Below are 26,077 nucleotides of genomic sequence, written 5' to 3' on the forward strand. Positions count from 1 at the left end.
CCGCGCGATAAATCCAGCACGGCCGCAGAAACACCCTGGAAACGGGGAGGATCGGGTCGGGTCAGGTGCGTGAGTGCGGGTCAGGCGTCGTGGGCACGAGACGGGGACGACGGGAATCGAGCCTCCGCTGGCTCTCGGCGGCCATGACGCCCTGGATGGTCGGGCTCGGCCTCCTGGTGTCGTTCACGGCCGATGCCGGCACGGAGAACGCCATCGGATCGAGCCGTCTCGGCGTGATCGACGCCGACACCGTGCCGCCGCTGCCACCCGGCACCCTGCTGATCGGCTCGGCCCTGCGCCGGCTCGGCGACGAGCCGCCTCAGGCGGTGTTCAAAACCGGCGCGCATGTCTTCCCGATGGTCCAGCGGAGCGGCAAGGGTAATCCGGCCCGACCGCCCGCGGAGAGCTTCGCCCGTCGGGCTGCGAACCTGCGGAAAGCAGGCGGCGCCCTCGTGTTCGGCGACGTCACCGGCAGCGTCACGGGTGTGCTGACGCAAGGCTCCGCGGTCTGGGATCCGGATTCCGAGCCGGACGCCGCCTTCGTCCCCGTGCCCGATCTCGGCCTGACCACCGGTGCCGGCACCGCCGCCTCGACGGGCGAGGGCACGGCCGATCTCACCGAGGACGGCGACCCCGCGCGCTTCGACGGATCGACCCCGCCCGTGCCGCGTGCCGTTGCCCTGTCCTCCACCACCCCGGCGCCCGCGGACGCGATCCCCGTCGAGGTCGCGGCGGCGAGCCTCGCCCTGCCCGATTTCGCGATCCGCACCGAGCGCCCGGACGGTGCCCAGCCGGTCCCGGAAGATGCGCGGCGGCGCTACGCCGACCTGATCGACCCGAACTCCCTCGACAAGGAGCAGCGCTGCCTGTCCGAAGCTGTGTATTTCGAGGCCCGGAGCGAGCCGGAGGCCGGCCAAGCCGCCGTCGCGCAGGTGGTGCTCAACCGCGTGAAGAGTGGCCTCTACCCGAGCAACGTCTGCGGCGTCGTCTACCAGAACCGGCACCACTACATGGGCTGCCAGTTCTCGTTCGCCTGCGAGGGCAAGTCGCTGCGCATCACCGATGCCGGCGCCTGGGAGACCGCCACCCGCATCGCCCGCTCGGTCATCGAGGGACGCACCTACCTCGCCGAGGTCGGCGCGGCGACCCACTACCATGCCGACTACGTACGGCCCGGCTGGGCTCGCCGCCTGCGCAAGATGGACGTGATCGGGCGCCACATCTTCTATCAGCTCAAGGCGGGGCAGACGTGATCCCAGGCCGCCGAGCGGCTTTCACAATGAAGTCTGTGGAATGAACTGAGAATTCTACCTAAGCAGGCGACGTCTAAGCAGTCGAAACCGAGGGTTAATTTTACCTTCATTTCCGATAATGCTTGCGCGTCGGGCAACGAGTCTGGCCTCTGGTACGTCGAGACGAGCGCCGCCTTCGCGCAGCGTCTCGCTGTATCGCGTACCAGAGGACTCCCATGACCGCGCCGGTCGCTCGCTCCGCATTGTTCGCCGCCGCTATCGGGGGCCTGATGTTCGCCGCACCGGCCGAAGCCGGCGGCTGCTACGGCTCCCAATGCTACCGCCGCGTGGTGACGCCGCCGGTCTACGACACCGTGCAGGAGAACGTACTGGTCCGCCCGCCCCGCACGGTCTACCGCACCGTCCCGCCGGTCTACGACACCGTGTCGGAGCGCGTGATGGTCTCGCCCGGCGGCCGGTTCTGGCAGACGAGCCGCGGCCCCGGCGGAGAGCTGATCGGCTGCTGGGTGACGACGCCGCCGCGCTTCGCGGTGCGCACCCGGACCGTGCTGGTGCGTCCGCCGCAGTCGATCCCCGAGACGATTCCGCCGGAATATGCCAGCGTGAGCCGCCGCGTCCTGGTGGCGCCGGCGCGCGCCGGTTGGGCGCCTGTCGGCGGTTACGGAGCTGGCTACGGCTACCGCCCGGCCGCGTATGGCGGCCCGCTGGTCGGCTCGATCCCGGACGCGCTCGGCATCACCGGCGCCAGTTCGTCTGACGTCGGAGTCGCCCTCGGCTTCTCGTACGGCAGCCAGTACGACGGATACTGATCCGGTCCCGGCCGTCTTGATTCCGGACGTCCCGGCTACACCTCACCGCGCAATGCGGGAGGTGACGATGGGAACGTTCAAGGCCTGGGTGGTCGAGAAGAACGAGGCCGGGCAGAGCCTGGCCTTCCGGGACTTCGACGAGTCCGACCTGATGGACGGCGACGTCACCGTGCGGGTGACGCACTCGACCCTGAACTACAAGGACGGTCTCGCGCTCACCGGCACGTCGCCGGTGGTGCGCCGCTTCCCGATGATCCCGGGCATCGACTTCTCCGGGATCGTGGAGTCGTCGGACCACCCCGAGTACAAGCCGGGCGATGCCGTCGTCCTGACCGGTTGGGGCGTCGGCGAGACCCATCTCGGCGCCTACGCGCAGCGCGCCCGCGTGAAGGGCGATTGGCTGGTGCCGCTGCCCCAGGGGCTCACGGCGGAGCAGGCCATGGCGGTGGGCACCGCCGGCTACACCGCGATGCTGTGTTGCATGGCCCTCGACGCCCATGGGGTGACACCCGACCAGGGGCCGGTGATCGTCACCGGCGCCTCCGGCGGCGTCGGCTCGGTGGCCGTGGCGTTGCTGGCGCGGGCGGGCTGGCACGTGATCGCCTCGACGGGGCGGGACGGCGAGGCGGAGTACCTGAAGGGGCTCGGGGCTGCCGAGATCCTGGACAGGGCCGAATTGTCGAAGCCCGGCAAACCGCTGGGCAAGGAACGCTGGGCGGCGGGAGTCGACGCGGTCGGCTCCACCACGCTCGCCAACGTGCTCGCCATGACGAAGGCCGACGGCGCCGTGGCAGCCTGCGGGTTGGCGCAGGGGATGGACCTGCCGACCTCGGTGGCACCCTTCATCCTGCGCGGCGTCTCGCTGCTCGGCATCAACAGCGTCACCACCCCGCAGAAGAAGCGGCGCGAGGCCTGGGCGCGGCTCGCCCGGGATCTCGATTTGGCCAAGCTCGCCGCCATGACGAGCAAGGTCGGCCTGGAGGAGGTCGGACGCCTCGGCGAGGAGATCCTTGCGGGCAAGGTGCGGGGGCGGACCGTGGTCGAGGTCGGATAGCATCGCCGCGTCCGGAACCGAAGCCTAAGCATTCCTGTTTCAGTCTCCATGAGCGTCGCATTCGTCAAAGAGCCTGAGGGTGGAGAAGCGTTCGAGAACCTTCCCGACCGTCCGATCTCACCCCACACCAACTTCGTGACTCCGGAGGGCCTGGCCCAGATCGAGGCCGAGGTCGCGCGTCTGGAGAAGGAGGTCGCGTCCCTGGATCCCGCCGACAAGGCCGAGGATTCCCGGATCGGCCGCGACCTGCGCTACTGGGCGGCCCGGAAGAACACCGCGCAGCTCGTGGAGCCGAAAGGCGGCGACACCGTTCAGTTCGGCTCCACCGTCACGGTGATCCGCGAGGACGAGGCCGGCAAGGAGACGCGGCAGACCTTCCGCATCGTCGGCGAGGACGAGGCCGATCCGCACAAGGGCTCGATCTCCTACGTGGCGCCGCTGGCCCGCGCCCTCACCGGCAAGACCATCGGCGATGTGGTCGAGGTCAATGGTCACGAGGTCGAGCTGATCGAGATCCGCTGAGCCGGCTCAGCGGCCCTCGAAGCGCGGTCGCAGCGGTACGATCGCCTCGGCGACATGCTCCATGAAGGCCCGGACCCGTGCCGCGTGGCGCAGGTCCGGATGCGTCAGCAACCAGAGACCGACACCAAGGTCCGGTTCCGGGCCCGACAGGCGCCGCAGCGCCGGGTCGGCGTCGGCCCCGAAGCAGGGCAGCGGACCGATCCCGACGCCTGCGGCCACGGCCGCGTCGAGGCCCGTCACCGTGTTGATCCGCAACGCGATCCGCTCGGGTGCGGCCCGCGCCTCCACGAAGCGCGCGAGCACGCCGCCCGCCACGGCCGGGCTGGCGCTGACCCAGGTCTCCTGAGCGAGGTCGCCGTAATCCCGTCCGGCCTGGCCGTAGATCGCCCAGGCGATCCCGCTGAGCCGGCGCCCGACGAGCGTCTCGCTCGGATCGCGGCTCGCGCGGATCGCCACGTCGGCATCCCGGCGGGACAGGTTCAGCGCCTCCTCGGCGAGGATCAGGTTGAGGTGGATCTTCGGATACCGGGCGCGGAAGGCCACCAGGATCGGCATCAGCAGGCCGGTGGCGAAGTTCGCCGGTGCCGTCACGCGCAGCTCGCCCGACGGCGTCTCGCCCAGGCCGGCCACCGAGCGCGCGAAATCCGTGACATCCGTCTCGATCCGCGTGGCCGCCGCGATCATCGCCCCGCCGGCCGCCGTGGGCACGTAGCCGGTGCGCAGGCGCTCGAACAGGCGCACGTCGAGATGTGCTTCCAGGGCACCCAGGCGCCGGAACGCCGTGGACGGGTTGATCCCCAGGTCTCCCGCGGCCGCCGTCAGGCCGCCCCGGTCGGCCACCGCCTTGACGAGCCGGAACGCGTCCCAATCGAGTGCCACGCGGCGATCCTTGCATTCATGCAAGACCACTCTTGCATCCGAAGGCGTTCTTGCAAGACCCAAAACACGCCATGGGTGAGTACCGTGCCGCCGGACGATACGGCCGGCCGTTCAAGCCTCATCGTTCAAGAAACATCTTGGAGATCCGCACATGGCCAAGGTTCTGGTGCTGTACTACTCGACCTACGGGCACGTGGAGCAGATGGCCTACGCCGTCGCCGAGGGCGCCCGCGAGGCCGGGGCCGACGTGGTCGTCAAGCGCGTGCCCGAGTTGGTGCCGGAGGAGATCGCCCGCCAGAATCACTTCAAGCTCGATCAGGCCGCCCCGGTCGCTGCCGTCGACGAGCTGCCCCAATACGACGCGATCATCTTCGGCACGCCGACCCGGTACGGCAACATGGCCTCGCAGATGAAGCAGTTCATCGACCAGACGGGCGGACTCTGGATGAAGGGCGCGCTGGTCGGCAAGGTCGGCTCGGTCTTCACCTCGACCGCCTCCCAGCACGGCGGCCAGGAGACGACGCTGACGAGCTTCCACACGGTGTTGTTCCACCATGGGATGGTCGTGGTTGGGTTACCCTACAGCTTCCAGGGGCAGGCCGGCGTCGAGGCGGTCAAGGGCAACACACCCTACGGCGCCAGCACCATCGCGGACGGGGACGGCTCGCGCCAGCCGAGCGCCGTCGAGCTGGAGGGCGCCCGCTTCCAAGGCCGCCACGTGGCTGGAATCGCCGCCAAGCTGGCCTGATGGAGGGTCCAAGAAAAAAGGCTCGGATTGCTCCGAGCCTGAAAGGGAAAAGGCCATATGGGGGCTGAGAAGGCCTTCGTGACCAATAAACGGATGGGCCCAGGGTCTGTTCCGCCGTGGCGGAAAAAATCTCCGCCCCAATCTCGGCCCTCAGCGCGGCGCCGCGGCCCGCGCGAGACGGTCGCGGATCGCCTCTCCGAGACCCTCTGCGGGGATCGGCGCCACCGCAATGGTGGCGGTCCCCGCGGCATCGAGGTCGCGCAACGCGCCGAACAGGCGCGCCGCCGCCTCGGCCAGATCGCCCGACGGGCTGAGGTTCAGCGCGGCGCGGGCCCGGTCATGGCCCGGCTGGCGTTCCGGTCCGAAGAGCAGCGCCGCCTCGCCCGGTTCGATGTGCGTCGCGTCGAGCCGGACCTGTGCCCGGGGCGCATAGTGCGAGGCGAGCAGGCCTGGCCCGGCCGGCCGGTCGGCGTCGGCCGGATCGGGCGCCGCCGGATCGGAGCCCAGGACCGCGCGGAGCGCCGCGCGGGTGATGCCGCCCGGACGCAGCAGGCGCGGCGGCCCGCCGAGGCAGGCCACAACCGTCGACTCGACGCCCACCGGCGTGTCGCCGCCGTCGAGCACCGCGGCGATCCGGCCCGCGAGATCGTCGAGGACATGGTCCGCCCGGGTCGGACTGACCCGGCCCGAACGGTTCGCCGAGGGGGCCGCCACGGGTCGGCCGACGGCGGCCAGTAGATCCCGGGCGAGGGGATGCGCAGGCACCCGCAGGGCGACGCTTCCCAGCCCGGCGCGGGCGAGGTCGCAGACGCGCATGCCCGGACACGCCGGGACGACCAGGGTGAGCGGGCCCGGCCAGAAGGCCTCGGCGAGGCGGCGGGCCTGCGCGTCGAAGGCGCCTTCCGCCAGGGCGGCCTCCGTGTCGGGCAGATGCGCGATGAGCGGGTTGAAGCGCGGGCGCTCCTTGGCGGCGAAGATCCGCGCCACGGCGGCGTCATCCGTGGCATCGGCCCCGAGGCCGTAGACCGTCTCGGTCGGGAAGGCGACGAGGCTGCCCGCGCGCAGCAGTGCGGCGGCCTCCCCGAGGCCGGACGCGTCGGGGGCGAGCCTCCGGGTCGCGGCCGGGACCGTTGACCCGGGATCATTCATGCGGGAAGCCGTCTCCGAGGTGATGGCGGCGCGCGGCGCGCCCGCCTATCCTCGAACCGCCGTAGCCCCGGCACGCGCGCGCGGTCAAACCCGCCCGGCGAATGACCGTGCGGGCCGCGTCGAGGGAGGATCGTATGAGTTACCGCGCCCCGGTTCCGGAGATGCTGTTCACCCTCCGGCATGTGGCCGGGCTCGACGCCGTCGATCCCGAGGACGCGGAGGCGATCCTCACAGAGGCCGGGCGGATCGCCGGCGGGGTGATCGCGCCCCTCAACCGGGTCGGCGACCGGCACGGCACGCCCTTCACGGACGGGCGCGTCACCACCCCGCCGGGCTGGCGGGAGGCGTACCATACCTTCACGGAGGGCGGCTGGAACGGGCTCTCGGCCGAGGCCGACCACGGCGGCCAGGGCCTGCCGAAGCTGATCGAGGCCGCCTGCACCGAGATGTGGAACGGCGCCAACCTCGCCTTCGGCCTCTGCCCGCTCCTGACCCAGGGCGGCATCGAGGCTCTGGCGGCCCACGGCTCCGACGACCTCAGGGCGCGCTATCTGGAAAAGCTCGTCTCGGGCGAATGGCCCGCCACCATGAACCTGACCGAGCCGCAGGCGGGCTCCGACCTCGCCCTGCTGCGGACCCGCGCCGTCCCCGCGGGCGACGGCACCTACCGGATCACCGGCAACAAGATCTACATCACCTACGGCGAGCACGATCTCGCCGATAACATCGTCCACCTCGTGCTCGCGCGGCTGCCGGACGCGCCCGCCGGCACGCGGGGCATCTCGCTGTTCCTGGTCCCGAAGGTTCTGCCGGACGGGACCCGCAACGACCTGCGCTGCTCCGGCATCGAGCACAAGCTCGGCATCCACGCCTCGCCGACCTGCTCCATGGCGTTCGGCGACCAGGGCGGGGCGACCGGCTGGCTGATCGGCCAGGAGAACAAGGGCCTCGCCTGCATGTTCACGATGATGAACGCGGCCCGGCTCGGCGTCGGCCTTCAGGGGGTCGGCGTCGCCGAGGCCGCGACGCAGCGGGCGCTGGCCTACGCGCAGGAGCGGCGGCAGGGCAAGGCCGTGGGGGCTGCGGAGGCGACGAGCCCCATCGTCGCCCATCCGGACGTGCAGCGGATGCTGCTCACCATGAAGGCCTACACGGCGGCGGCCCGCGCGATCTGCTACCTCACCGCCGCCGCCCTCGACGCGTCGAAGGCGCTGGAGGGGCAGGCCGCCCTCGACCGCGCCTCCCTGCTGACCCCGGTGGCCAAGGCGTTCTCCACAGACCTCGCCAACGAGGTGACGTCGCTGGGCGTGCAGGTCCATGGCGGCATGGGCTTCGTGGAGGAGACCGGCGCGGCGCAGCTCATGCGCGACGCGCGTATCCTCGGCATCTACGAGGGCACCAACGGCATCCAGGCCATCGATCTCACCGCCCGCAAGCTGCCGCTGAACGGCGGCGCCACTGCCCGCTCGCAGATCGCCTGGATGCGCCGGGCGGCCGAGGGCCTGCTCAAGGCGGGCGACCCTGCCTTCGGCCACATGGCGCCGCGACTGCGGGACGCGATCGGCAGCCTTGACCGGGCCACGAGTCATCAGCTGGCGGCGCTGGCCTCGAACCGCCCCGAGACGGCACTGGCGGGCGCGGGCCCGTATCTGCGCCTGTTCGGCCTGACGCTCGGCGGCGCCTGCCTCTCCCGGAGCGCGCTCGCGGCGAGCGCCGCCCGGACCGCCGGCGAGACCGACCCGGCCCACGCCGCGCGGATCGCGCTGGCCCGGTTCTACGCCGAGAACCTCCTGGTTGCCGCTTCCGGGCTGGAGCAGAGCGTGGTCGCCGGCGGCGCCTTCACGGACGACGCCGCGCTGGCGCTGGCGGTTTGAGGAGCGGGGCATGGCCGAAACCGTCGCGATCACCGATCTTCAAGGGGCCGTCCGCCTCATTACCCTGAACCGGCCGGAGAAGAAGAACGCGCTCACCGGCGTCATGTACGATTCCATGCGCGCGGCGCTTGCCGAGGCCGACGGATCGGACGAGGTCGGCGCCGTCGTCTTCGCCGGGCAGCCCGGCATGTTCAGCGCCGGCAACGACCTCGCCGATTTCATGGGGCATGCCGGGGACGGGTTCAGCAACTCGCCGGCCCTGTCGTTCATCCGCCAGCTCGCCCGGACGCGCACGCCCATGGTGGCGGCGGTCGACGGGATCGCGGTGGGCATCGGCGCGACGCTCTGCCTGCATTGCGATCTCGTCTATGCCAGCCCGGCGGCGCGGCTGCGCATGCCCTTCGTGGAACTCGGCCTCGTGCCCGAGGCGGCGTCGAGCTACCTGCTCCCCCTGCGCGTCGGTCGGCTCCGGGCCACCGAGCTGCTCCTCCTGTCCCGGCCGCTCGAGGCCGACGAGGCCCAGGCGCTGGGTCTGGTGAACGCGGTCATGCCCGCCGACATGCTGATGGAGCATGCGATCGCGCAGGCGGCGCGCCTCGCCGCACTCCCGCGCGGTGCGCTGGCAGCCTCCCGTGCGCTCCTCCGGGGTGATCAGGCCCAGGTCGAAGCGGCCCTGGAGGCCGAGGCCAGGGCCTTCGACGCGCAACTGCGCTCGCCCGAATCCCAGGAGCGGCTCGCCGCCTTCCTGTCGCGGTCGAAGCCTGGTCCTGCGTGAGCACGCCCGACCTGTCCCAAAAGATCTGCCTCGTGGCCGGCGCCTCGCGGGGCGTCGGCCGCGGGCTCGCCCGCGCTCTGGGGGAGGCGGGCGCCACCGTGATCGTCACCGCCCGCTCCAGCGAGACGGGCCCGCGCACCGAGCTGCGGCCCGAATCGATCGAGGACACAGCCCGCATGGTCGATGCCGCGGGCGGGCGCGGGCACCACTACCTCTGCGATCACCGCTCCGAGCGCGCCACGGACACGCTGGTCCACTGGATCTTGCGCCGGTTCGGGCGGATCGACGTGGCGGCCTGTTCCGTCTGGGGCGGCAACGAGGGCTACGACGGCGAGCGCTATCCGGACGGCGCCGGTTGGGGCACGCCATTCTGGCGCCGCTCCGCGGAACCCTATCTCGGCTTCCTCGAGGCCGGTCCTTTGCCGGCTCTGCTGCTGGCCCGCGCGGTCGCGCCGGCTATGGTGGCGGCGCGGTCGGGGCTGATCGCGCTGGTCTCCTTCGGGACCGAGGATTATCTTGGTGACGTCTTCTACGATTCCGCCAAGGCCGCCACCAACCGGCTGGCGCTCGCCTTCGCCCGGGAACTCGCGCCGCACGGCGTCACGGCGCTCGGCCTCTCGCCGGGCTTCGTCGCCACCGAGCGGGCGCGGGACCTAGGGCAGGACGGGCTCGCCACCGAGGGGCCGCTCTACGCCGGCCGGGCGCTCGCCGCGCTGGCGGCCGATCCGGAAGTCGCCGCCCGGGCCGGTGCGGTCCTGCATGCCGGGGACCTCGCCCGGATCTACGGCTTCACCGACGCGGACGGCACGCAGCCGGAGCGTTTCCGGGTCGGGCCGTGATGGTGCGCCGCGGGCGCTGTCGCCGAAATGGCGCAACATCCGGTCAATCAGACAGAATTTCTCTCCGCGGGACCCGGAGGGGTTGATTCGCGACCTTCGGACGGGCGTCCTGTCGGCCTTGGCGATCCGGATCGCTGCGGGCGCGAAAGACGGCCTCAATTCGCCCGATTTCGCCCGCAAGTCAGGGGTCACGCTTCTGCCCGATCCGCGTTCGCGCGGGTCAGGCCGCCTGTGAGAACGAAGGAACCCGGCATGTCGGATGCGAACACGGCCCCGCGCGTGCTGATGGTGTTCCCGAAGTTCTACGAAAACTCCATGTGGAACTTCAAAGAGGCCATGGAGCTGCAGGGCGCCCGCGCCCCCGCGCCCCCGCTCGGCCTGATCACGCTGGCCGCGATGCTGCCGCCGGCCTGGCAGGTGACGCTCGTCAACCGCAACTGCGAAGAGCTGACGGACGCGCAGATCCAGGCGGCCGACCTCGTGATGACCGGCGGCATGCTGCCCCAGGAGCCGGACTGCCTCGTGGTGATCGACAAGTGCGTGGCGCTCGGCACGCCGGTCTGCGTCGGTGGCCCCGCGCCGACCTCGACGCCGGAAGTCTACGACAAGGCCGACTTCCTCGTGCTCGGCGAGGCCGAGGGCATCCTCGACAAATTCGTCGCCGCCTGGGAGGCCGGCGAGCGCCGCGGCCGGTTGACGGCGGAGAAGTTCAAGGCCGACGTCACGAAGAGCCCGATCCCGCGCTTCGACCTGCTGACCTTCAGCCACTACCTCTACATCGGCGTCCAGTTCTCGCGCGGCTGCCCGTTCACCTGCGAGTTCTGCGACATCATCGAGCTCTACGGCCGCGCGCCGCGGACCAAGACCACGCCGCAGATGCTGGCCGAGCTCGACCGGCTCCACGGCCTCGGCTATCGCGGCCATGTCGACTTCGTCGACGACAACCTGATCGGCAACAAGAAGGCGATCAAGCTGTTCCTGCCGCACCTGATCAAGTGGCAGGAGGATCACGGCTACCCGTTCAAGTTCTCCACCGAGGCGTCGCTGAACCTCGCGGACGACGACGAACTGCTCGGGATGATGCGGGATGCGAACTTCTTCGCCCTGTTCACCGGGATCGAGACGCCCGACGAGGCGACGCTGATCCAGACCCAGAAGAAGCAGAACACCAAGCGGTCGATCGCCGACAGCGTGCACAAGCTCTACGAGAACGGGATGTTCGTCACCGCCGGCTTCATCGTCGGCTTCGACACCGAGAAGGACAGCATCTCCAAGGCGATGTCGCTCTGCATCAGCCAGACCGGCATCCCGATCGCCATGGTCGGCCTGCTGTTCGCGCTGCCGAACACGCAGCTGTCGCGCCGCCTGCGCAAGGAGGGCCGCCTCTACGAGAACTACGCCCTGACCACGGCCGACCAGGGCGACCAGTGCACCCAGGGGCTCAACTTCGTGACCCTGCGTCCGCAGCGCGACGTGCTGGCCGATTACCGCGACGTCCTTCAGGAGGTCTACGATCCGGTCAACTTCTTCGATCGGGTGCGCGTGGTGGCGCGCCGGGTGAAGCGCCCGAAATTCGCTGCCCACAAGGTCAACTGGCGCCACGTCGCCCACGATCTCTGGTCGCTGGCGCGCGTGTGCTGGCGCATGACCGTGCGGCGTCCGGAACTCGCCAAGCACTTCTGGAGCGTGTTCTTGGAGACGGCCCGGCGCAACCCGGCCGCCCTGGAGGCCGTGGTCACCAACATGGTGCTCTACCTGCACGTCTACCCATTCTCGCGCTACGTCATCCGCGAGATCAACGGCCGGATCGCCGAGCTCGAGGCCGGCCGCTGGGTGCAGCCGCCGGTCCTGGTGCCGGAGGTCGAGACCTGCAAGGCGCCGCCGGTCGGCAAGGTGGCGGCGAAGGCGGAGGTGAAGCACCTCGCCGCGGTGGCCTGAGCCCGGCTCCCGCGAGCGGGCCCCCGAGCCGCCACAGGGGCGTACCCCGCGGCGGCCTCATTCCGGAACGGCTCAGGCGGCCCGCACGGTCGCCAGGAACGTGTCGATCTCCCGGCGCAGCTCGGCGGATTGTTCGGAGAGGCTCGCCGCCGAGGCGAGCATCCGCGTCGCGGCCGTGCCGGTGGCGTCCGCGGCCTGCGCCACGGCGTCGATCGTGCCGGTGACCGCGCCGGTGCCGGACGCCGCCTCGGCGACGTTGCGGGCGATCTCCCGGGTAGCGGCGCCTTGCTCCTCGACGGCCGCCGCAATCGAGGTCGCCACGCCGTCGATCTCGCGGATGCGCGCCGCGATGCCGTCGATCGCCCCCACGGTCTGTCCCGTCGCCCCCTGGATGCGACCGACCTGGTCGGCGATCTCCCCGGTGGCCTTGGCGGTCTGGGTGGCGAGCTGCTTCACCTCGGCGGCGACCACCGCGAAGCCCTTGCCGGCCGCGCCGGCCCGGGCCGCCTCGATGGTCGCGTTGAGCGCCAGCAGGTTCGTCTGCCCGGCGATGTCGGTGATCAGCCGCACGACGTCCCCGATCCGACCCGCCGCCGCGCTCAGCTCATGAACGAGACCGGTGGTCTGGCCGGCCTGGACCACTGCGCCCCGGGCGAGGTCAGCGGAACCGTCCACCTGGCGGCTGATCTCCTGCACGGAGGCGCCGAGTTCCTCCGCGGCCGCCGCCACGGTGCCGACATGCTGGGCCGCCTCCTGGGCGGCGCCGGCCACCGTGGCCGCGCGCTCGGCCGTGTGGGTGGCGGTGTCGGACATCGCCTCCGCGTCGGCGCGCAGGCCGATGGCGGCATCCGACACCCGCGCCAGCACGCCGCCGACGGCGGCCTCGAAGGACTCGGCCATCGCGTGGACGGCGCGTCGGCGCTGCATCTCGGCGCCCTCGCGGGCCAGCGCGGTCTCCCGTTCCAGGGCTCGGCTGCGGATCAGATTGTCCTTGAAGACCTGCACGGCGGCCGCCATCGCGCCGATCTCGTCGCGACGCCCGGTATGCGGTACCGCAACCGACTCGTCACCCTCGGCCAGCCGTCCCATCGCGCCGGTCATGCGCTCGATCGGGCGGGCGATCCCGAAGATCGCGAACAGCATCGCCGCTGCGGCGACGGCCAGCCCCATCACGGTGGCGGCGAGGGCGATCAGTTTGGCGCGCGTCGCCTCCTGCGCGGTCTCGGCGACGTTGGCCTGCGTCTGCGCCCGGGCCGAGGCGATCGTCTCGGTGAGGCTGGCCACCGCCGCGTCGTTCTGCGCGCCCGTTGCGGGATCCAGCACCAGCGCGAGGGCGCCCTGCTGGTCGCCCGCGATCATCAGCTCCACCACTTGGAGCTGGATGTTCTGATAGGCGTTCCACGCCGTGGTGAAGCGCTCGTAGATCGCCCGGTCCCGCGGCGCCGTCAGGCGCTCCTGAAAGGCTTGGCGCAGTCCGGACAGCGCCCCGAGCGTGTCGGTGAGCGCCGTCTGGTTCCTGTCCAGGGCGTTGGCGTCGGGCGAGGCCACCGCGAGCCGGTAGAGCCTCAGCCGTGCGTCCCGGACGGCCGTCCCGATGGCCTCGGCCTCGTTCTGCGCGGGGAGGGCCTGCTGCGAGATCGCCGTCGCGTTCCGCTCGATCTCCGAGAGGGTCACGACGCTGGCAATGCCCTGCCCGGCGGCCGCGAGCGCAAGCAGGCCGATGGCCCCGGACAGGACCGTCTTGAGGGAGAATTGCATGGGAGCTTCCGTCTTCGCGGCCGCGCCGCGCCGTCAGGCTCCGGGGTTCTTGCAGGAAACTCTTAATTCTTTACCGGTTGTGGACCCGCATCTGAGGCTAGAGCCACTTCTTCCAGCGGAAGAAGAAGTACGGGAATACGGCGGCTACGACCATCATGACCAGCGCCATCGGGTAGCCGAACGAGAAATCTAGTTCCGGGATGGCTTTGAAATTCATGCCGTAGATCGAGGCGATCAGGGTCGGCGGCATGAAGACGACGGCCATGACCGAGAACAGCTTGATGATGTTGTTCTGCTCGAGGTTGACGAGCCCGAGGGTCGCGTCGAGCAGGAACTGGATCTTGTTGTTGAGGAAGGTCGCGTGCTCCTCCAGGGATTGTAGATCCCGCAGGGTCGAGCGGACGTCCTCCCGGAGATCGCGCGGGGCCTTGTTGGTCCGGTAGGTCGCCGAGAGGGAGAGCAGGATCCGCTCCATCGAGACGAGGCTCTCGCGCTGCTTGGAGATGAGGTCGCCGTGCCGGCCCAGCGCCCGCAGCGTGTCCTGGAGGGCGGTGTTGCGGGCGGAGGGGTCCTCCTGCACCTCGAAGATCTTGCCTGAGAGGCGGTCGATCCGCTCGCCCTGGAGCTGGAGCACGTCCGCGGCCCGGTCGATCACCGCCTCGATCAGGCCGGCCAGGATGGTCTCGCCGGAGGCTGACGTGCTGCTGCCGTTGCCCATCGAGCGGCCGGCGCGCTGCGTGTACATGCGGAAGGCCTGGGGCTCCTCGTGGCGCACGGTCACGAGGCGGTTGCCGCGCAGGATGAAGGTGATGCCGGCCAGCCCCGGCTCGTCGGAATCGCTCACCTTGGACAGCACCCGCCCGGTCATGTAGCGGGCGCCCTCCTCGACGTAGAGCAGCTCCGAGGGCTCGATGTCCTTCATCTCCTCGCGCGTCGGCACCTCGATGCCCGCGAAAGCCTCGACCTTAAGCTCCTCCTCGCGGCTCGGGCGGATCAGGTCGAGCCAGACCGTGTCCTCCGGAATCGTGTCCTGAAGGTCGACGACGCGGCGCTCGAGCTGCGTGGATCCGGCGCCGATGGCGGGCTGGTGGATGAAGATCACGGACGGGTCTCGGGAGTAGGACGGTCACGATCGAGCGCAGGGCGCCACCCGCATCCGGCACGGCGAGTCCCGACGCAAGCTGCGCCGCGGATGTGGCGGTGTTTTCTGACGCTTCCGTGACATCGCAGCCGCCCGGACCCAGGCGCGGCGAGCGGCGTCCTCAGGGCGCAGGCTCGGGAGACCGCTGAAGATCAACCGACGCGTTGGACGCGGCCTTGGACCCGACGTCGATCAGTTGCAGCCGTCGCAGATGCTGCGGTCGATCTTGTCGGTCAAGGATCGCTCGCGCCGCCGCTCCTCGCGTGAGGGCACCTCACCGGGTCCCAGCGACGTGCCGGGTGGCTTGGTCACGCCGAGGCTGTTGGTGTTGGGCGCCGTGATCGTCGAGGCCGGGCCGCCGCCTGTACCGGTCTGATCGGGCGCAACGGACTGCGCTGCGAGGGCGCCCGGGAGGGCGAGGCTCAGTGCGGCGAGGGTCACAGGGCGAAGGCATCCGCGGATCATGGGGGACCTCCAATCATCGAGAGAACGTCAAACGTGGCCGTAGGTTGCGTCGCTCATCGGCGGCGCGCGGCGGCGCGGCGGAACACGCCGACCATCTCCACGTGACCCGCGTGACGGAACTGGTCCACCGGCGTGACCGCCTCCAGCCGGTAGCCGCCGGCGACGAGCGTCGCGGCGTCCCGGGCGAAGGTGCCGGCGTCGCAGGCGAGGCCGACCACGAGGGGCACCCGCGACGCCGCGAGCTGGCGGGCCTGCGCCTCGGCGCCGGCCCGGGGCGGATCGAGCACCACCGCGTCGAAGGCGTCGAGCTCGGGCGGCAGCAACGGCCGGCGGAACAGGTCTCGGCGTTCCATGGTGATCTGGCGGCGGCCCACGGCGGCACGGGCCGACCGGTCGAGGCCGGCGAGCGCTGCCGCGTCGGTCTCCACCGCGTGGACCGCGGCCGTCCGGGCCATGGCCAGGGTGAGGGGGCCGCAGCCCGCGAACAGGTCCGCCACCCGGCGCACCCGCGGGCCGAGGGCCGCGAGGGTGAGTTCGGTGAGCGCCGCCTGCCCGGCCGCGGTCGCCTGCAGGAAGCCGCCGGGGGCCGGGTAGAGGCGCGTTTCGCTGTCCGTGACAGAGACCGGCTCGGCCTCCATCAGGCGCTCGCCGTGGAGCGACAGCCGGGCGAGCCCCAGCTCTCCGGCGATCCGCACCAGCGCGGCGCCGACCCCGCCGCTGACCGGCCCGTGCCCGCGCAGGTCGACGTCGAGGCCCTGGTCGGTGGCGGTCACCGCGACGTCGAGGGGCTTCCGGCCGTGCCCGAGCGGCCCGGCGAGGCGACGGGCGACCTCCGGTGCCGCGTGGAGGGCCGGCACCGTGATCGGGCAAAGGTCGATCGGGATCAACGCGTGGCTGCGCGCCGCCATGAGCCCGGCCTCGGCCCGGCCGTCGATGTCGCGGACATGCAGCGTGATGCGGCGGCGCCCGGCACCGTGGGCGTCGAGCGTCGGCGCGGGCTCCAGGCCGAGGCCGGCCTGCGACAAGGCCTGCGCGACGAGGCCGCCCTTCCAGGTAAGCTCGGCCGGCCGCGCGAGGTGCTGCGTGCGGCAGCCGCCGCAGCGCATGAAGTAGGGACAGAACGGCTTCACCCGGTCTGCCGAGGCCTCGGCGATGCCGAGCAGCTCCGCGCGCCGGCCCTCCGGACGGATGACGACCTGCTCGCCCGGCAGCGCGTAGGCGACGATGGTTCCGTCTTCAGCGATGCCGTCGCCGCGGGCGCCGAGGGCGCGGATCGTGACCGTCTCGCTCTCGGTCCCGCTCATGGCAGGCGCGCCCCGATCAGGAACTCGGCATTGCCGTCGCCGCCGGGCACGGGCGAGTCGATCAGGCCGAGGATTGCGGCGCCGAGCGCCTCCAGTTCCCCCCGCACGGCCGCGCAGACCTCCGCGTGGACCGCCGGGTCGCGCACGAGGCCGCCGCGACCGACCCGGGCCCGGCCGGCCTCGAATTGCGGTTTGATCAGCGCGACCAGATCCGCGCCGGGCCTGACCAGCGCCGGCACGGCCGGCAGCACGAGGCGCAGTCCGATGAAGCTCACGTCGATCCCGACGAGATCCGGGCGCGGCGCCAGCGCCGCCGGGTCGAGGCCGCGGATGTCGGTGCCCTCCAGGTTCGTGACGCGCGGATCCGCCACGAGGCGCCGGTGGAGCTGGCCCCGGCCCACGTCCACCGCGTAGACATGGTGGGCGCCGCGGTCGAGCAGCACGTCCGTGAAGCCGCCTGTGGACGCGCCGATATCGAGGCCGACTCGGCCGCGCGGATCCAACCGGAATGCCTTCAAGGCCGCGGCGAGCTTGAGGCCGCCCCGGGACACGTAGGGGTGTTCGGGTGCCGCCTCGACCTGCGCGTCCGGGGCAACGGGGTCCGAAGCGCGTGCGAGCGTCCGTCCGTCGATCCGCACGAGGCCGGCCCGGATGGCCGCCTGCGCCCGGGCGCGGCTCTCGAAATGGCCGTGCTCCACCAGGAACAGGTCGGCGCGCCGTGTCGGCGCGTCGGAGGCGGTGCGGTCCTGTATGGGCCGGTCTCGGGTCATCAGGGCTTCGCGTGATCCGGGCAGTGCTGCGGCTGAGGTTCAAGAGCGCCAGCCCTGTCGAAGGGCGGCGTGCTCCCTAACTAGACCGGGCCTGACAGGAGAGCCACCGCATGATCCGCACCCTGCCGCTGTTCGCATTGCTCGGGACGCTCGCCGGGAGCGGCGCCCTGGCGCAGGAGCCGGCCAAGGCGCCCGAGAGCAAGGCACCCGAGACCTTCGAGGCGCCGATCAAGAACGCCAAGGGCGACGCGATCGGCTCGCTGACGATCCGCGACGGGGCGAACGCCCTGGTGCTGCGGGTGGCGATCCAGGCGGGCGGCTTGCCGCCCGGCTGGCACGGCATGCATTTCCACGCGGTCGGCGACTGCTCCGATCCGAAATTCATGAATTCCAAGGCGCACGTGAACCACGATCAGAGCAAGCACGGCCTGCTGAACCCGGACGGCCCGGACGAGGGTGACCTGCCGAACCTCTACGTTGCCCAGGACGGCTCAGCCAATGCCGAGGTGTCGAGCGAGACGCCCCTCACCGGCGAGGGCGGGTTGAAGGATGGCGACGGCTCGGCGCTGATCATCCACGCCAACCCGGACGACCACACCAGCCAGCCGATCGGCGGTGCCGGCGACCGAGTCGCTTGCGCGGTGATCAAGTAACCGCGGAGGGTGAGGGCACCGCCGGCGGGATCGGGCGCGGCCGGCCCTCCTCGTCGATGGCCACGAAGGTGAAGGTCGCCTGCGTCACCCGCTCGCGGACCTGGGTGCAGAAACGCCGCGCCCAGGCCTCGACCTCGATCTTCATCGAGGTCCGGCCCACATGCGAGACCCTTGTGTAGACGCACAGCACGTCGCCCACCCGCACCGGCCGGATGAAGGTCATGGATTCGAGCGCGACGGTGACGACGCGGCCCTGCGCCCGGTCCACCCCCGCGATGCCGCCGGCCTGATCCATCTGGGACAGCACCCAACCGCCGAAGATGTCGCCGTTGGCGTTAGTGTCGGCCGGCATGGCGATGGTGCGCACCGTCAGGTCGCCCCGAGGCAGATCGACCTCCTGGGGCGGCGGCACACTCGTGCCCGCTGAGAGTCCGACGTGCTTCATGCCGTCCATCCCCCGTTCCGCGCCGTCAGGGGAACAGGCCGGCGAGCTTGAGGCCCGCGGCCAGCAGGACGGCGGCGGCGCTCAGGATGCATTCGAGCGGGACCAATTGCCAGAGGTCTCGCGGCGCCGCCGCGGGCTCGGCGCGCTGCGCGATATCGTTCATCGGGCGTCCTCCCGGCCGGGCCGATCTGCCGTCGCCCGTGCCGTTGCATGCAGGATAACGCATGGACATCCGTTGCGCACCCCGAATCAAGGCATGAAAAAGCCCTGCGGCTGCAGGAGCCGCAGGGCCGACCAAGCCGGCGTGGGCTTAGTAGTAGAACCGGCGGCGGTAGTACGGGCGGCGCCAGTAGGGGCGCGGGCCGTAGTAGAACCGGCGGCCGTAATAGGGACGGCGCCAGTAGGGCCGCGGGCCGTAGAAGCGGCGACGGTAGTAGTACTGGGCCTTCTCGGTCACCGCCGGTGCAGCGTCGGCCGGCAGGGCAAGCCCCGGACCGATGGGCGCGGCGGACGCTCCCTCCGGGGCCGCAGCCGCGAAGCCCAGCACCAGCAGGGCCGCGAGCAGGAATTTCCTCAGCACGGTCTCGACTCCCTTCGTGTGTTTGCATCTCGGACGACGAACCGCGCGGGGAGCGAGGGCCCTCCGCCGGTCCGAAACGCTGCAACGCATGGGCGAGCCGAAGCGTTGCAGCGTAACCGCTACGGAGTGACGAACAGGGTTGATCGTGCGTTGAGGGCCGCGGCGTCAGGCGATCTTGGTGGTCATGTCGTCGATGCGGGCCTCGGCGCTCTGGCGCACCAGGGCGATGCCGTGCTCGCAATCCTCCCGGCGGACGTAGCCCTCTCCGGATTCGGCGATCACCTCGCCGTTGCGCGCCCGCAGGCGCCAGCGCCACTCGCCCTTGGAATCCCGGTACAGTTCGAACCGCATGGTATGGGCCCCCGATTCATCCAGCGGATGAGATGGGTCACCTCGCCCGCCAGAAAAAGATGTGCTGCGCGGCCCATCCGCGCGATCGGGGCGGGGGCGTGGATCTTCAGCCGGTGGACATCCCCGGCCGCTGGACCGGCGGAAAGAATTGCGGAGCCTCCCGGCGATCGAACAGGCCGTAGTCGCGGATCACCCGCACGGTCCGGACGCGGACACCGCCGGCCGTGGACGGCTTCGTCGGCCTGAACGAAGCGGCCGCCTCCGGACCGATCCAGGACACCAGCAGCATGACCTTGCCGCTGGTGTAGAGCGAGACGAACACGTCCGACGCCACGAGCCCCTCGGCCGCGGGGTCGAGGCCCAGGGCGAGCGCCAAGTCGCCCGAATCCTCCGGGAGGGCGCGGCCGTCCCGCGCGGTCGCCTCCACCAGCGTGCAGGCCCTGGCGCGGCCGACCTCCGTCGCGTCGAGACGCTGCTGGTGCAGCGCGCAGCCCTCCGGCGGTGCACTGTCGGCGGTCACCTCGGCGACGCGCAGGTGGTAGTCCGCGAACACCGCGGTGCGGCCCGTCTCCTGGATCAGGTGGTGGCCGGCATGGGTACGCCAGCGGATCACGGCCTTCTCGTCCCGCCAGGTCGAGTGCGACAGCATCCAGCCCGGTCGCGTCCGGCTCGCGAACCGCTCATTGTCGATGAAGCCGTCGATGCCCTCCAGTTCCGGCCGCAGGAGCTTCGCGTGTTCCAGATACGCGTCCGTCCGGCCATCGCCGGGACGGAGCTCGAAGATGATCGAGAACATGTTGCCTCCTCCCCGCGTCGCGCGTGTTCTTCATCCCGCGTCCGAGGCGCAGCAGGAGCAGGCCGAGACCCATCGCGGGGCCGGCGACCCTGTGGTCCTCCACGCGCAGATCCAGCGCGCCGGCTGACATCGGGGCGCCCCGGTTGTGACGATGCGGACGATGGGCCGGCCGGCCCCGGTTGTCAGCCGCCAATGCTTCGGCGGCGGCCGAAGCGTTCCGGCGTGCCCGGCGGGGCGTTCGTGGTTAGGCTGCGTGCATGACGACCGCCGCCCGCCTGTCCGGCACCGCCGCCCTGATCGGCGATCCCGCCCGCGCCAACATCCTGATGGCTCTGCTCGACGGGCGCGCCCTGACGGCGACGGAACTCGCCCACGCGGCCGGCGTAAGCGCGCAGACGGCCAGCGGGCACCTGTCCAAGCTCGTGGACGGGCGGCTGCTCGGTGTCGCGCGGCAGGGACGCCACCGCTATTTCCGGCTGGCCGCCCCCGAGGTCGCCCGGATGCTGGAGGGCATCATGGTGGTGGCCGACGAGCCCGGACCGGATGCGCCGCGCGCGACGCCGCGGATCGACCCGGCGTTGCGGCGGGCGCGGACGTGCTACGACCATCTCGCCGGACGACTGGGCGTCGAGATCGCGGACGCCCTGGTGGCGCGGGGCCTGATCGTTCTGGTTGACGAAGCCGGGGCGGCGACCGAGGCGGGGCATGCATGGCTCGCCGCGTTCGGCGTCCCGATCGAACCTGCCGGACGGACCCGCCGCGTGTTCTGCCGGCCCTGCCTGGATTGGAGCGAGCGGCGGCCGCACCTCGCCGGCCGGCTGGGGGCCGCCCTGTGCCGCCGCTGCGAGGAACTCGGCTGGATCACACGGGCGCGCGACGGTCGTGCCGTCGGCGTGACCGAGGCGGGCCGACGGGGTTTCGAGCGCCAGTTCGGGGTATCCTGCCGGGACTGATGCGGTCTCAGGGTGATGGATTCGGTCGCAGCAGCCCGCTCCGTCAACGCGCGCTGCGAAGCGACGCTGAATGGTGTGGCGCTCGGGATAGCTTCGCTGCGCTCGCGAATACGGTGGCACCGAAGGGATCGACGGGAAACGGCAGGACACGGTCCCCGGCCAACAAATCCCGTGCGTCGCCACGATCCATGAAGAAGCCGTCCGGGACGGTCTCGTCCCGGGCGGCTCCGCAGGTCACACCATGACGTCGATCTCAGGAGCGCGGCGCCCGCTCCAGCCAGCCGATGCTGCGGCCCTCGCCGCCGCCGCGCGGGCGGGACTCGGCCCGCTGGGGCCGGCCGTCACGGTTCGGGCGGCCCTGGTTCGGGCGCGGCTCGCCCTGCGGGCGGGCGGGACGGTCCGCACGGAACTCACGACCCTGCGGAGCCTGGCCGCGGCCGTCGCTTCGGCCATCGCTCCGGCCGTCTTGCGGCCGCCCCTGCCGGGGCGCACCCTGGCCGCCGAAGCCGCGTCCGCCCTCGGGCCGCCCCTGCTGGGGCCGGCCCTGCTGCTGCCGGGGCCGCTGACCCGGACGGCCGCCGCCGGGGCGCTGCTGGCGCTCGGGCCGGCGCTCCTCCTCGCGGGCGATCTCCGCGGCCTCCTGGCGCGACGGCGGGCTGAAGCCCTCCGGGAAACCCGCCACCGGCACCTTCTGACGCGTCACGCGCTCGATGTCGCGCAGGTAGGCCTTCTCCTCGTCGTTGCAGAACGAGATCGCCAGTCCGTCCGCGCCGGCGCGGGCGGTGCGGCCGATCCGGTGGACGTAGCTCTCCGGCACGTTCGGCAGGTCGAAGTTGACCACGTGGCTCACGCCCTCGACGTCGATGCCGCGGGCCGCGATGTCGGTGGCCACCAGCACCCGGCAGGAGCCGTCCTTAAAGGCGGCGAGCGCCCGCTCGCGCTGGGGCTGGCTCTTGTTGCCGTGGATCGCCGCGGCCGCGATGCCGACCTTGTCGAGGCCGCGCACCACCCGGTCCGCCCCGTGCTTGGTGCGGGTGAAGACGAGGACGCGCTCGATCGCCGGATCGCGTAGGATGTGGCCGAGCAGCGCCTGCTTGGCGCCTGTGTGGACGAAGATCACCTGCTGCTCGACCCGCTCGGCGGTGGTGGCGACCGGCGTCACCGCGACCTGGACCGGATCGGTGAGGTACTGCGCCGCGAGGCCGGCGATGTTCTTCGGCATGGTGGCCGAGAAGAACAGGCTTTGCCGCTTCTCCGGCAGCATCTTCACGATGCGCTTGAGGGCGTGGATGAAGCCGAGGTCGAGCATCTGGTCGGCCTCGTCGAGGACGAGGATCTCGACGCCGTCGAGGGTCAGGGAGCGGCGGTCGACGAGGTCGATCAGCCGGCCCGGCGTGGCGACCAGGATGTCGACGCCCGGCGCGAGCGCCCGCTCCTGGCGGCTGATGGTGACGCCGCCGAACACCACCGTGGTGGTGTAGTGCAGGTGGCGGCCGTAATCCGTGAAGGATTCGGCGATCTGGTTGGCGAGTTCGCGGGTTGGCGACAGCACCAGCACCCGGCAGCCGCGGCGCGGGGCGCGGCGGTCCGAGAGCGACAGGCGGTGCAGGATCGGCAGCGCGAAGGCCGCGGTCTTGCCGGTGCCGGTCTGGGCGATGCCGCAGAGGTCGCGGCCCTCCATGGCCGGCGGGATCGCCTGGGCCTGGATCGGGGTCGGCGCGACGTAGCCGGCCTCGCTGAGAGCCCGCAGCACGGGCTGGGCGAGGCCGAAATCGGTGAATTGGGTCAAGGATGTATCCGATGCAGCAGGGCCGACCGGGCGCCCCGCGTTCCTCGCGAGCGGCGCCGTCTTCGGATCGGTCCGTTGGCAGGGGGCAGCCCGCGTGATGGGGCGGCCCGGGTGCATGCACGTTATGAAGAGGGGGGCCGGATCACGCCGGGTGGCGCCCGATCCGTCACGCAGCCCCCTCAAGCGGACCGTGACGGCCGCTGACGCTGCACCGCCGATATGCAGGTGTGCGGCTGCGAAGTCAATGAACGGAGGCCGGCGGCGGCGCATGGCACAGCCCCTGTCGGCGCACGTCTCGACTTCCGCCTGACGCCCAAACGTCATGCCTGCACGGCGGAGAGGAGCAGCGTGAGCGCAGCCCCGAGCGCCAAACAAGGCAAGCTCGGCGGATTACGCGGCGCTGGATACAGGAAATCGGCTCGCGGACGTCGATTCGGTCAGTCTGGTGCCCGCGCTGCGCCGGCAGTAACGGATGAGGATGCTGAACATGCCCGATCAGGAGACATGAAACGCGTTCGCGGGTCGAAACGAAGATTGCATGTCGCGTCTGAAATACGATCCAATTGTGATTATTTCACCCATCGACAAACGGAAATGCTTTGCCGTGCGGACGCATTGACCTTCGGATCGGCGCCGGCTCGTCGTCGAGGTGCGTCCCGATGCGTCCCGATGCGTGACTTGATACGCGGATGAGACCTGCGTGCGGCTAGGAACCGGAACGTCCGGACAGCGCGCCGGCTTGCCGCCGATTCGAACTCCCGCCCTCGTAGAGGATGACGGGATGCGGGCCCGCGAAGCTGACGCCCAGGTCGAATTTCGCTGAACCGCTCTTGCGGGTTCCTCGGTTGGGATTGGCCACCGCGAAATCGATCGTGGAGCGGGCGGCGCACTTGCGCGCCTCGGCGTTGCAGAGGATCCGCATCGTGCCGGGCCGATGGACGTAGCGCCGCACGGGCCATTGGGCGATGGCCCGTCGCTTCTCCGCCTGCAGGTCAGCCTGCGTGTACGGCTTGCCGTAGAACTGGACCGTGCGCCCGTACATGTAGGGCACGTCCGCGACGGGGCTCACATTGTTCGAGGACCAGATCTGGAGATAGCGGTTCGCGATCACGGCCGTACGGGCCTGCATGTCGGCGGGGCTGAGTGCATGGGCTGCGCCGACCCACGGGATGGCAGCCACGACGACGCCGACGGTCAGGGTCCGGAAGTTCATCATGCGCGCCATCACCATCTCGGAACGGAAGACTCAAGGTTCCTCAAGCCAGCGCAGGACGCCGCCCGTCTCGGCAGAGGTGACACGGCGTCGGGAAACGGGCGGGCGGTCCGCGACGTCTCGCTCGTAGCGATCGAGGCCGTCGGGGTTGCGCAGGGCGTAGGGGTCGGGCGGCCAGGCCGCGAAGTCCCGCCGCGCGATGGGAGCCCGGCGCGCCTGCCTCTCGACCGCGAGGCGGATCTCGTCCTGCTCCGCCTCGGAGGCGGCGAACCGGCCGCCGATCGGCCGTCGCTGGGAACTCGCCAACTGCCGGGACGCCTGCGTCTTGCGGGATGGCGCAGCGCCTGGGGACCGCGCCGCAGCGTTCCCGGCGACAGAAGTGCCTGTGGCGTCCGGATCGCGCTGCCCCGCGGTCTTCGCGAGGAACTCGGATGCTTTCGGCCGGCGCGGCGGCATCACGGCCGCTTCCTCCCGGTGCGCTGTGTCCCTCTCGGCCCGCTCGCGATCCATGTGGAACACCAGCGGGGGGCGGGGCGGTGTGCCCGCACCCCCGGCCGTCCGTTGCTTGACCGGATCGACCCAGGCCTCCGTCACGGGTGCCGGCACGCCCTGCGTTGCCCTCTGCTTTGCCCCTTCCGTTGCCGCAGCCGATTCGGCCATGCGCGCGGCCGGGGCGTGGGCTGCGACACTGGCGGCGTGTGGAGGCTGGCTGGGGGCGGCTGGCTCAGGGGCGCCGCTCATCATGCCCTGCCGGGCCCCTGTCGTCTCGGATGGAGCGCCGACATAGGCTGCAGTGACGACGACGCCGGCGGCGAAGGCGGCCCCGATAGCGAGGAATGACTTTGCAGGCGCGCTCATGGGCACTCAGTGCTTGGGCGTTGCGGATCCGGGGTCCGACATAAACCCCGAGCCGACCGGGCTGGTTCCGGCGCGAGGCCCGGACCCTAGGACAGCCCACTTATCGGCGGCCATTCCAGGATGTATTAGATCGTCAACTTTCTAATTTTCGCGGATATAAATGGCGCGATCTACGGGTCTTGACTCCTGATCCCAGGATGGATGGTGCCGAAGTCGGTGGCATGACGGCCCAAGTCCGATCGTCACATCTTTCGGATTGAGGCCTATGTCTTCGAGGCATCTGCAATCGAGCCGGCACAGATCGCGACCGGCACGTGCATTGGTATACCATGATGTCATGGAAGCGATGATCCGGTTCCACATGGCGAGCTCCTTCGGCAGGATCGATGTGGAACGATGCGCCGATGCAGTCGCGGCGGCGGTGATGATCCGCACGCGCGCAGCCAATAGAGATCATCGTCGCGATGGACTTGCCTGCCGCGCCCTCCGTCATGCTATGACCGTCCCGATACACGGCCGCGTCCGAGTTGCATGCGCGTGAGGCCACACACCGATGAGTAGGCGTCTGGCGGCGATCCTCGTGGCCGACATCGTCGGCTACAGCCGGCTCATGGGCGCCGACGAGGGCGGCACGATCCGGCGCCTCAAGGCCCTGCGCCGCGAGGTCACCGATCCGGCCATCCAGGCCGCCCAGGGCCGCATCGTCAAATCCATGGGCGACGGCCTGCTCGTGGAGTTCCCCAGCCCGCTGCGCGCCGTCACCTGCGCGCTGCGCATCCAGCAGGCCATGGCGCAGCGCGAGCCCGCCCTGCCCGAGGAGCGCCGCTTCCGCCTGCGCTTCGGCATCACCGTCGGCGACGTGCTCGCCCAGGCCGACGGCGACCTGTTCGGCGACGGCGTCAACGTGGCCGCCCGCCTGGAGCCGCTGGCCGAGCCGGGCGGCCTGTGCGTCTCGCGCTCGGTCCACGATCAGGTGCGCGACCGGCTGCCCTGCCGGTTCGAGGACCGCGGCAAGCTCGATCTGAAGAACATCGCCCGGCCGGTGGGCGTGTTCGCGCTCTCGGCCGCGGCCGTCCAGGCGCTGGTCCTGCCCGAGGACGAGGACGACGACGAGGATCTGCCCGGAGCCGGGGCGCGCGCGGCCGGGCCGGCGGCGGGGCC

Annotated in this window: 28 protein-coding genes; 13 read left to right on the plus strand and 15 right to left on the minus strand. The window is 71.1% G+C overall.

Annotated elements, in window-relative coordinates; genetic code table 11:
- Nucleotides 1–155 precede the first annotated feature (155 nt).
- From ACLBX9_RS26915 to greA, 4 genes are all read left to right on the plus strand, one after another.
- Nucleotides 156–1,253, plus strand: coding sequence for a cell wall hydrolase (locus ACLBX9_RS26915; RefSeq protein ID WP_447721052.1), 1,098 nt, complete (start codon nt 156–158; stop codon nt 1,251–1,253).
- A gap of 215 nt (nt 1,254–1,468) precedes the next feature.
- Nucleotides 1,469–2,062 carry a hypothetical protein gene (locus ACLBX9_RS26920; protein WP_447721034.1) on the plus strand — a complete coding sequence of 198 codons (594 nt, stop codon included), beginning with the start codon at nt 1,469–1,471 and terminating at the stop codon, nt 2,060–2,062.
- Between the two features lie 67 nt (nt 2,063–2,129).
- Nucleotides 2,130–3,116: an acrylyl-CoA reductase (NADPH) gene (gene acuI / locus ACLBX9_RS26925; protein ID WP_447721035.1), complete on the plus strand. Its 987-nt coding sequence runs from the start codon at nt 2,130–2,132 to the stop codon at nt 3,114–3,116.
- A 48-nt stretch (nt 3,117–3,164) separates the two neighbouring features.
- Nucleotides 3,165–3,638, plus strand: a complete 474-nt coding sequence (gene greA / locus ACLBX9_RS26930; RefSeq protein WP_447721036.1) for a transcription elongation factor GreA — start codon at nt 3,165–3,167, stop codon at nt 3,636–3,638.
- 6 nt (nt 3,639–3,644) lie between these two features.
- Here greA and ACLBX9_RS26935 read toward each other — a convergent pair whose 3' ends face one another.
- On the minus strand, nt 3,645–4,517 hold the full coding sequence (locus ACLBX9_RS26935) for a LysR family transcriptional regulator (RefSeq protein WP_447721037.1): 873 nt from the start codon (nt 4,515–4,517) through the stop codon (nt 3,645–3,647).
- Nucleotides 4,518–4,668: 151 nt separating this feature from the next.
- Here ACLBX9_RS26935 and wrbA point away from each other — a divergent pair, with 151 nt between their 5' ends.
- Complete coding sequence (gene wrbA / locus ACLBX9_RS26940; protein WP_447721038.1) at nt 4,669–5,265, plus strand: NAD(P)H:quinone oxidoreductase; 597 nt, start codon at nt 4,669–4,671, stop codon at nt 5,263–5,265.
- A 150-nt stretch (nt 5,266–5,415) separates the two neighbouring features.
- On the opposite strand, the gene ACLBX9_RS26945 is transcribed toward wrbA, so the two are convergent.
- The gene (locus tag ACLBX9_RS26945) at nt 5,416–6,414 is read right to left on the minus strand and encodes an L-threonylcarbamoyladenylate synthase (RefSeq protein ID WP_447721039.1); all 999 of its coding nucleotides are present in this window, start codon (nt 6,412–6,414) and stop codon (nt 5,416–5,418) included.
- A gap of 134 nt (nt 6,415–6,548) precedes the next feature.
- Between ACLBX9_RS26945 and ACLBX9_RS26950 the strand changes: the two genes are divergently transcribed.
- The 4 genes from ACLBX9_RS26950 to ACLBX9_RS26965 all read left to right on the plus strand — a co-directional run bounded on the left by ACLBX9_RS26950 (nt 6,549) and on the right by ACLBX9_RS26965 (nt 11,840).
- The gene (locus tag ACLBX9_RS26950; protein WP_447721040.1) at nt 6,549–8,288 is read left to right on the plus strand and encodes an acyl-CoA dehydrogenase; all 1,740 of its coding nucleotides are present in this window, start codon (nt 6,549–6,551) and stop codon (nt 8,286–8,288) included.
- Nucleotides 8,289–8,298: 10 nt separating this feature from the next.
- Nucleotides 8,299–9,063: an enoyl-CoA hydratase-related protein gene (locus ACLBX9_RS26955; RefSeq protein WP_447721041.1), complete on the plus strand. Its 765-nt coding sequence runs from the start codon at nt 8,299–8,301 to the stop codon at nt 9,061–9,063.
- A gap of 32 nt (nt 9,064–9,095) precedes the next feature.
- Nucleotides 9,096–9,902, plus strand: coding sequence for an SDR family NAD(P)-dependent oxidoreductase (locus ACLBX9_RS26960; protein WP_010686883.1), 807 nt, complete (start codon nt 9,096–9,098; stop codon nt 9,900–9,902).
- Between the two features lie 252 nt (nt 9,903–10,154).
- A complete protein-coding gene (locus ACLBX9_RS26965) occupies nt 10,155–11,840 on the plus strand; it encodes a B12-binding domain-containing radical SAM protein (protein WP_447721042.1) in 1,686 nt (561 codons plus the stop codon).
- A gap of 72 nt (nt 11,841–11,912) precedes the next feature.
- Here ACLBX9_RS26965 and ACLBX9_RS26970 read toward each other — a convergent pair whose 3' ends face one another.
- From ACLBX9_RS26970 to ACLBX9_RS26990, 5 genes are all read right to left on the minus strand, one after another.
- Entirely contained in the window at nt 11,913–13,598 is a 1,686-nt protein-coding gene (locus ACLBX9_RS26970; RefSeq protein WP_010686881.1) for a methyl-accepting chemotaxis protein, read from the minus strand.
- 97 nt (nt 13,599–13,695) lie between these two features.
- Complete coding sequence (locus ACLBX9_RS26975; protein WP_010686880.1) at nt 13,696–14,700, minus strand: magnesium transporter CorA family protein; 1,005 nt, start codon at nt 14,698–14,700, stop codon at nt 13,696–13,698.
- A 231-nt stretch (nt 14,701–14,931) separates the two neighbouring features.
- On the minus strand, nt 14,932–15,180 hold the full coding sequence (locus ACLBX9_RS26980; RefSeq protein WP_447721043.1) for a hypothetical protein: 249 nt from the start codon (nt 15,178–15,180) through the stop codon (nt 14,932–14,934).
- Nucleotides 15,181–15,257: 77 nt separating this feature from the next.
- Nucleotides 15,258–16,508: a class I SAM-dependent RNA methyltransferase gene (locus ACLBX9_RS26985; RefSeq protein WP_447721044.1), complete on the minus strand. Its 1,251-nt coding sequence runs from the start codon at nt 16,506–16,508 to the stop codon at nt 15,258–15,260.
- On the minus strand, nt 16,505–17,278 hold the full coding sequence (locus ACLBX9_RS26990) for a TlyA family RNA methyltransferase (protein ID WP_447721045.1): 774 nt from the start codon (nt 17,276–17,278) through the stop codon (nt 16,505–16,507). The genes ACLBX9_RS26985 and ACLBX9_RS26990 overlap by 4 nt, the downstream gene beginning before the upstream one ends.
- Nucleotides 17,279–17,388: 110 nt before the next feature.
- Between ACLBX9_RS26990 and ACLBX9_RS26995 the strand changes: the two genes are divergently transcribed.
- On the plus strand, nt 17,389–17,931 hold the full coding sequence (locus ACLBX9_RS26995; protein ID WP_010686876.1) for a superoxide dismutase family protein: 543 nt from the start codon (nt 17,389–17,391) through the stop codon (nt 17,929–17,931).
- On the opposite strand, the gene ACLBX9_RS27000 is transcribed toward ACLBX9_RS26995, so the two are convergent.
- The 5 genes from ACLBX9_RS27000 to ACLBX9_RS27020 all read right to left on the minus strand — a co-directional run bounded on the left by ACLBX9_RS27000 (nt 17,924) and on the right by ACLBX9_RS27020 (nt 20,103).
- Entirely contained in the window at nt 17,924–18,376 is a 453-nt protein-coding gene (locus ACLBX9_RS27000; RefSeq protein ID WP_010686875.1) for an acyl-CoA thioesterase, read from the minus strand. The genes ACLBX9_RS26995 and ACLBX9_RS27000 overlap by 8 nt on opposite strands.
- A gap of 25 nt (nt 18,377–18,401) precedes the next feature.
- Entirely contained in the window at nt 18,402–18,539 is a 138-nt protein-coding gene (locus tag ACLBX9_RS27005; RefSeq protein ID WP_010686874.1) for a hypothetical protein, read from the minus strand.
- Nucleotides 18,540–18,686: 147 nt separating this feature from the next.
- Nucleotides 18,687–18,956 carry a hypothetical protein gene (locus tag ACLBX9_RS27010; RefSeq protein ID WP_010686873.1) on the minus strand — a complete coding sequence of 90 codons (270 nt, stop codon included), beginning with the start codon at nt 18,954–18,956 and terminating at the stop codon, nt 18,687–18,689.
- 165 nt (nt 18,957–19,121) lie between these two features.
- Entirely contained in the window at nt 19,122–19,307 is a 186-nt protein-coding gene (locus ACLBX9_RS27015) for a YegP family protein (RefSeq protein ID WP_010686872.1), read from the minus strand.
- A gap of 106 nt (nt 19,308–19,413) precedes the next feature.
- Nucleotides 19,414–20,103, minus strand: a complete 690-nt coding sequence (locus tag ACLBX9_RS27020) for an antibiotic biosynthesis monooxygenase family protein (protein ID WP_447721046.1) — start codon at nt 20,101–20,103, stop codon at nt 19,414–19,416.
- On the opposite strand from ACLBX9_RS27020, the gene ACLBX9_RS27025 reads away from it, so the two are divergent.
- Nucleotides 20,090–20,230 carry a hypothetical protein gene (locus tag ACLBX9_RS27025; protein ID WP_447721047.1) on the plus strand — a complete coding sequence of 47 codons (141 nt, stop codon included), beginning with the start codon at nt 20,090–20,092 and terminating at the stop codon, nt 20,228–20,230. The genes ACLBX9_RS27020 and ACLBX9_RS27025 overlap by 14 nt on opposite strands.
- Before the next feature lie 130 nt (nt 20,231–20,360).
- Entirely contained in the window at nt 20,361–21,056 is a 696-nt protein-coding gene (locus ACLBX9_RS27030; RefSeq protein ID WP_447721048.1) for an ArsR/SmtB family transcription factor, read from the plus strand.
- Between the two features lie 253 nt (nt 21,057–21,309).
- Here ACLBX9_RS27030 and ACLBX9_RS27035 read toward each other — a convergent pair whose 3' ends face one another.
- The 3 genes from ACLBX9_RS27035 to ACLBX9_RS27045 all read right to left on the minus strand — a co-directional run bounded on the left by ACLBX9_RS27035 (nt 21,310) and on the right by ACLBX9_RS27045 (nt 24,364).
- The gene (locus ACLBX9_RS27035) at nt 21,310–22,845 is read right to left on the minus strand and encodes a DEAD/DEAH box helicase (RefSeq protein WP_039894670.1); all 1,536 of its coding nucleotides are present in this window, start codon (nt 22,843–22,845) and stop codon (nt 21,310–21,312) included.
- Nucleotides 22,846–23,551: 706 nt separating this feature from the next.
- Nucleotides 23,552–24,070, minus strand: a complete 519-nt coding sequence (locus ACLBX9_RS27040; protein WP_447721049.1) for a hypothetical protein — start codon at nt 24,068–24,070, stop codon at nt 23,552–23,554.
- A gap of 21 nt (nt 24,071–24,091) precedes the next feature.
- A complete protein-coding gene (locus tag ACLBX9_RS27045) occupies nt 24,092–24,364 on the minus strand; it encodes a hypothetical protein (RefSeq protein WP_447721050.1) in 273 nt (90 codons plus the stop codon).
- A gap of 1,105 nt (nt 24,365–25,469) precedes the next feature.
- Here ACLBX9_RS27045 and ACLBX9_RS27050 point away from each other — a divergent pair.
- Nucleotides 25,470–26,077, plus strand: a 608-nt coding sequence (locus ACLBX9_RS27050; RefSeq protein ID WP_447721051.1) for an adenylate/guanylate cyclase domain-containing protein, incomplete at its 3' end; no start/stop codon positions are given.

The organism is Methylobacterium sp. A49B, from assembly GCF_053346215.1.

Excerpts from the sequence above, each read along its gene's own strand:
- ACLBX9_RS26990 (WP_447721045.1), bottom strand. The coding sequence starts at position 17,278 with ATGACCCGAGACCGGCCCATACAGGACCGCACCGCCTCCGACGCGCCG.
- ACLBX9_RS26920 (WP_447721034.1), top strand. The coding sequence starts at position 1,469 with ATGACCGCGCCGGTCGCTCGCTCCGCATTGTTCGCCGCCGCTATCGGG.
- ACLBX9_RS26985 (WP_447721044.1), bottom strand. The coding sequence starts at position 16,508 with ATGAGCGGGACCGAGAGCGAGACGGTCACGATCCGCGCCCTCGGCGCC.
- ACLBX9_RS26970 (WP_010686881.1), bottom strand. The coding sequence starts at position 13,598 with ATGCAATTCTCCCTCAAGACGGTCCTGTCCGGGGCCATCGGCCTGCTT.
- ACLBX9_RS27025 (WP_447721047.1), top strand. The coding sequence starts at position 20,090 with ATGATCGAGAACATGTTGCCTCCTCCCCGCGTCGCGCGTGTTCTTCAT.
- ACLBX9_RS27030 (WP_447721048.1), top strand. The coding sequence starts at position 20,361 with ATGACGACCGCCGCCCGCCTGTCCGGCACCGCCGCCCTGATCGGCGAT.
- ACLBX9_RS26945 (WP_447721039.1), bottom strand. The coding sequence starts at position 6,414 with ATGAATGATCCCGGGTCAACGGTCCCGGCCGCGACCCGGAGGCTCGCC.
- wrbA (WP_447721038.1), top strand. The coding sequence starts at position 4,669 with ATGGCCAAGGTTCTGGTGCTGTACTACTCGACCTACGGGCACGTGGAG.
- acuI (WP_447721035.1), top strand. The coding sequence starts at position 2,130 with ATGGGAACGTTCAAGGCCTGGGTGGTCGAGAAGAACGAGGCCGGGCAG.
- ACLBX9_RS26950 (WP_447721040.1), top strand. The coding sequence starts at position 6,549 with ATGAGTTACCGCGCCCCGGTTCCGGAGATGCTGTTCACCCTCCGGCAT.
- ACLBX9_RS26955 (WP_447721041.1), top strand. The coding sequence starts at position 8,299 with ATGGCCGAAACCGTCGCGATCACCGATCTTCAAGGGGCCGTCCGCCTC.
- ACLBX9_RS26915 (WP_447721052.1), top strand. The coding sequence starts at position 156 with ATGGTCGGGCTCGGCCTCCTGGTGTCGTTCACGGCCGATGCCGGCACG.
- ACLBX9_RS26995 (WP_010686876.1), top strand. The coding sequence starts at position 17,389 with ATGATCCGCACCCTGCCGCTGTTCGCATTGCTCGGGACGCTCGCCGGG.
- ACLBX9_RS27020 (WP_447721046.1), bottom strand. The coding sequence starts at position 20,103 with ATGTTCTCGATCATCTTCGAGCTCCGTCCCGGCGATGGCCGGACGGAC.
- ACLBX9_RS27040 (WP_447721049.1), bottom strand. The coding sequence starts at position 24,070 with ATGGCGCGCATGATGAACTTCCGGACCCTGACCGTCGGCGTCGTCGTG.
- ACLBX9_RS27005 (WP_010686874.1), bottom strand. The coding sequence starts at position 18,539 with ATGAACGATATCGCGCAGCGCGCCGAGCCCGCGGCGGCGCCGCGAGAC.
- ACLBX9_RS27000 (WP_010686875.1), bottom strand. The coding sequence starts at position 18,376 with ATGAAGCACGTCGGACTCTCAGCGGGCACGAGTGTGCCGCCGCCCCAG.
- ACLBX9_RS26965 (WP_447721042.1), top strand. The coding sequence starts at position 10,155 with ATGTCGGATGCGAACACGGCCCCGCGCGTGCTGATGGTGTTCCCGAAG.
- greA (WP_447721036.1), top strand. The coding sequence starts at position 3,165 with ATGAGCGTCGCATTCGTCAAAGAGCCTGAGGGTGGAGAAGCGTTCGAG.
- ACLBX9_RS27015 (WP_010686872.1), bottom strand. The coding sequence starts at position 19,307 with ATGCGGTTCGAACTGTACCGGGATTCCAAGGGCGAGTGGCGCTGGCGC.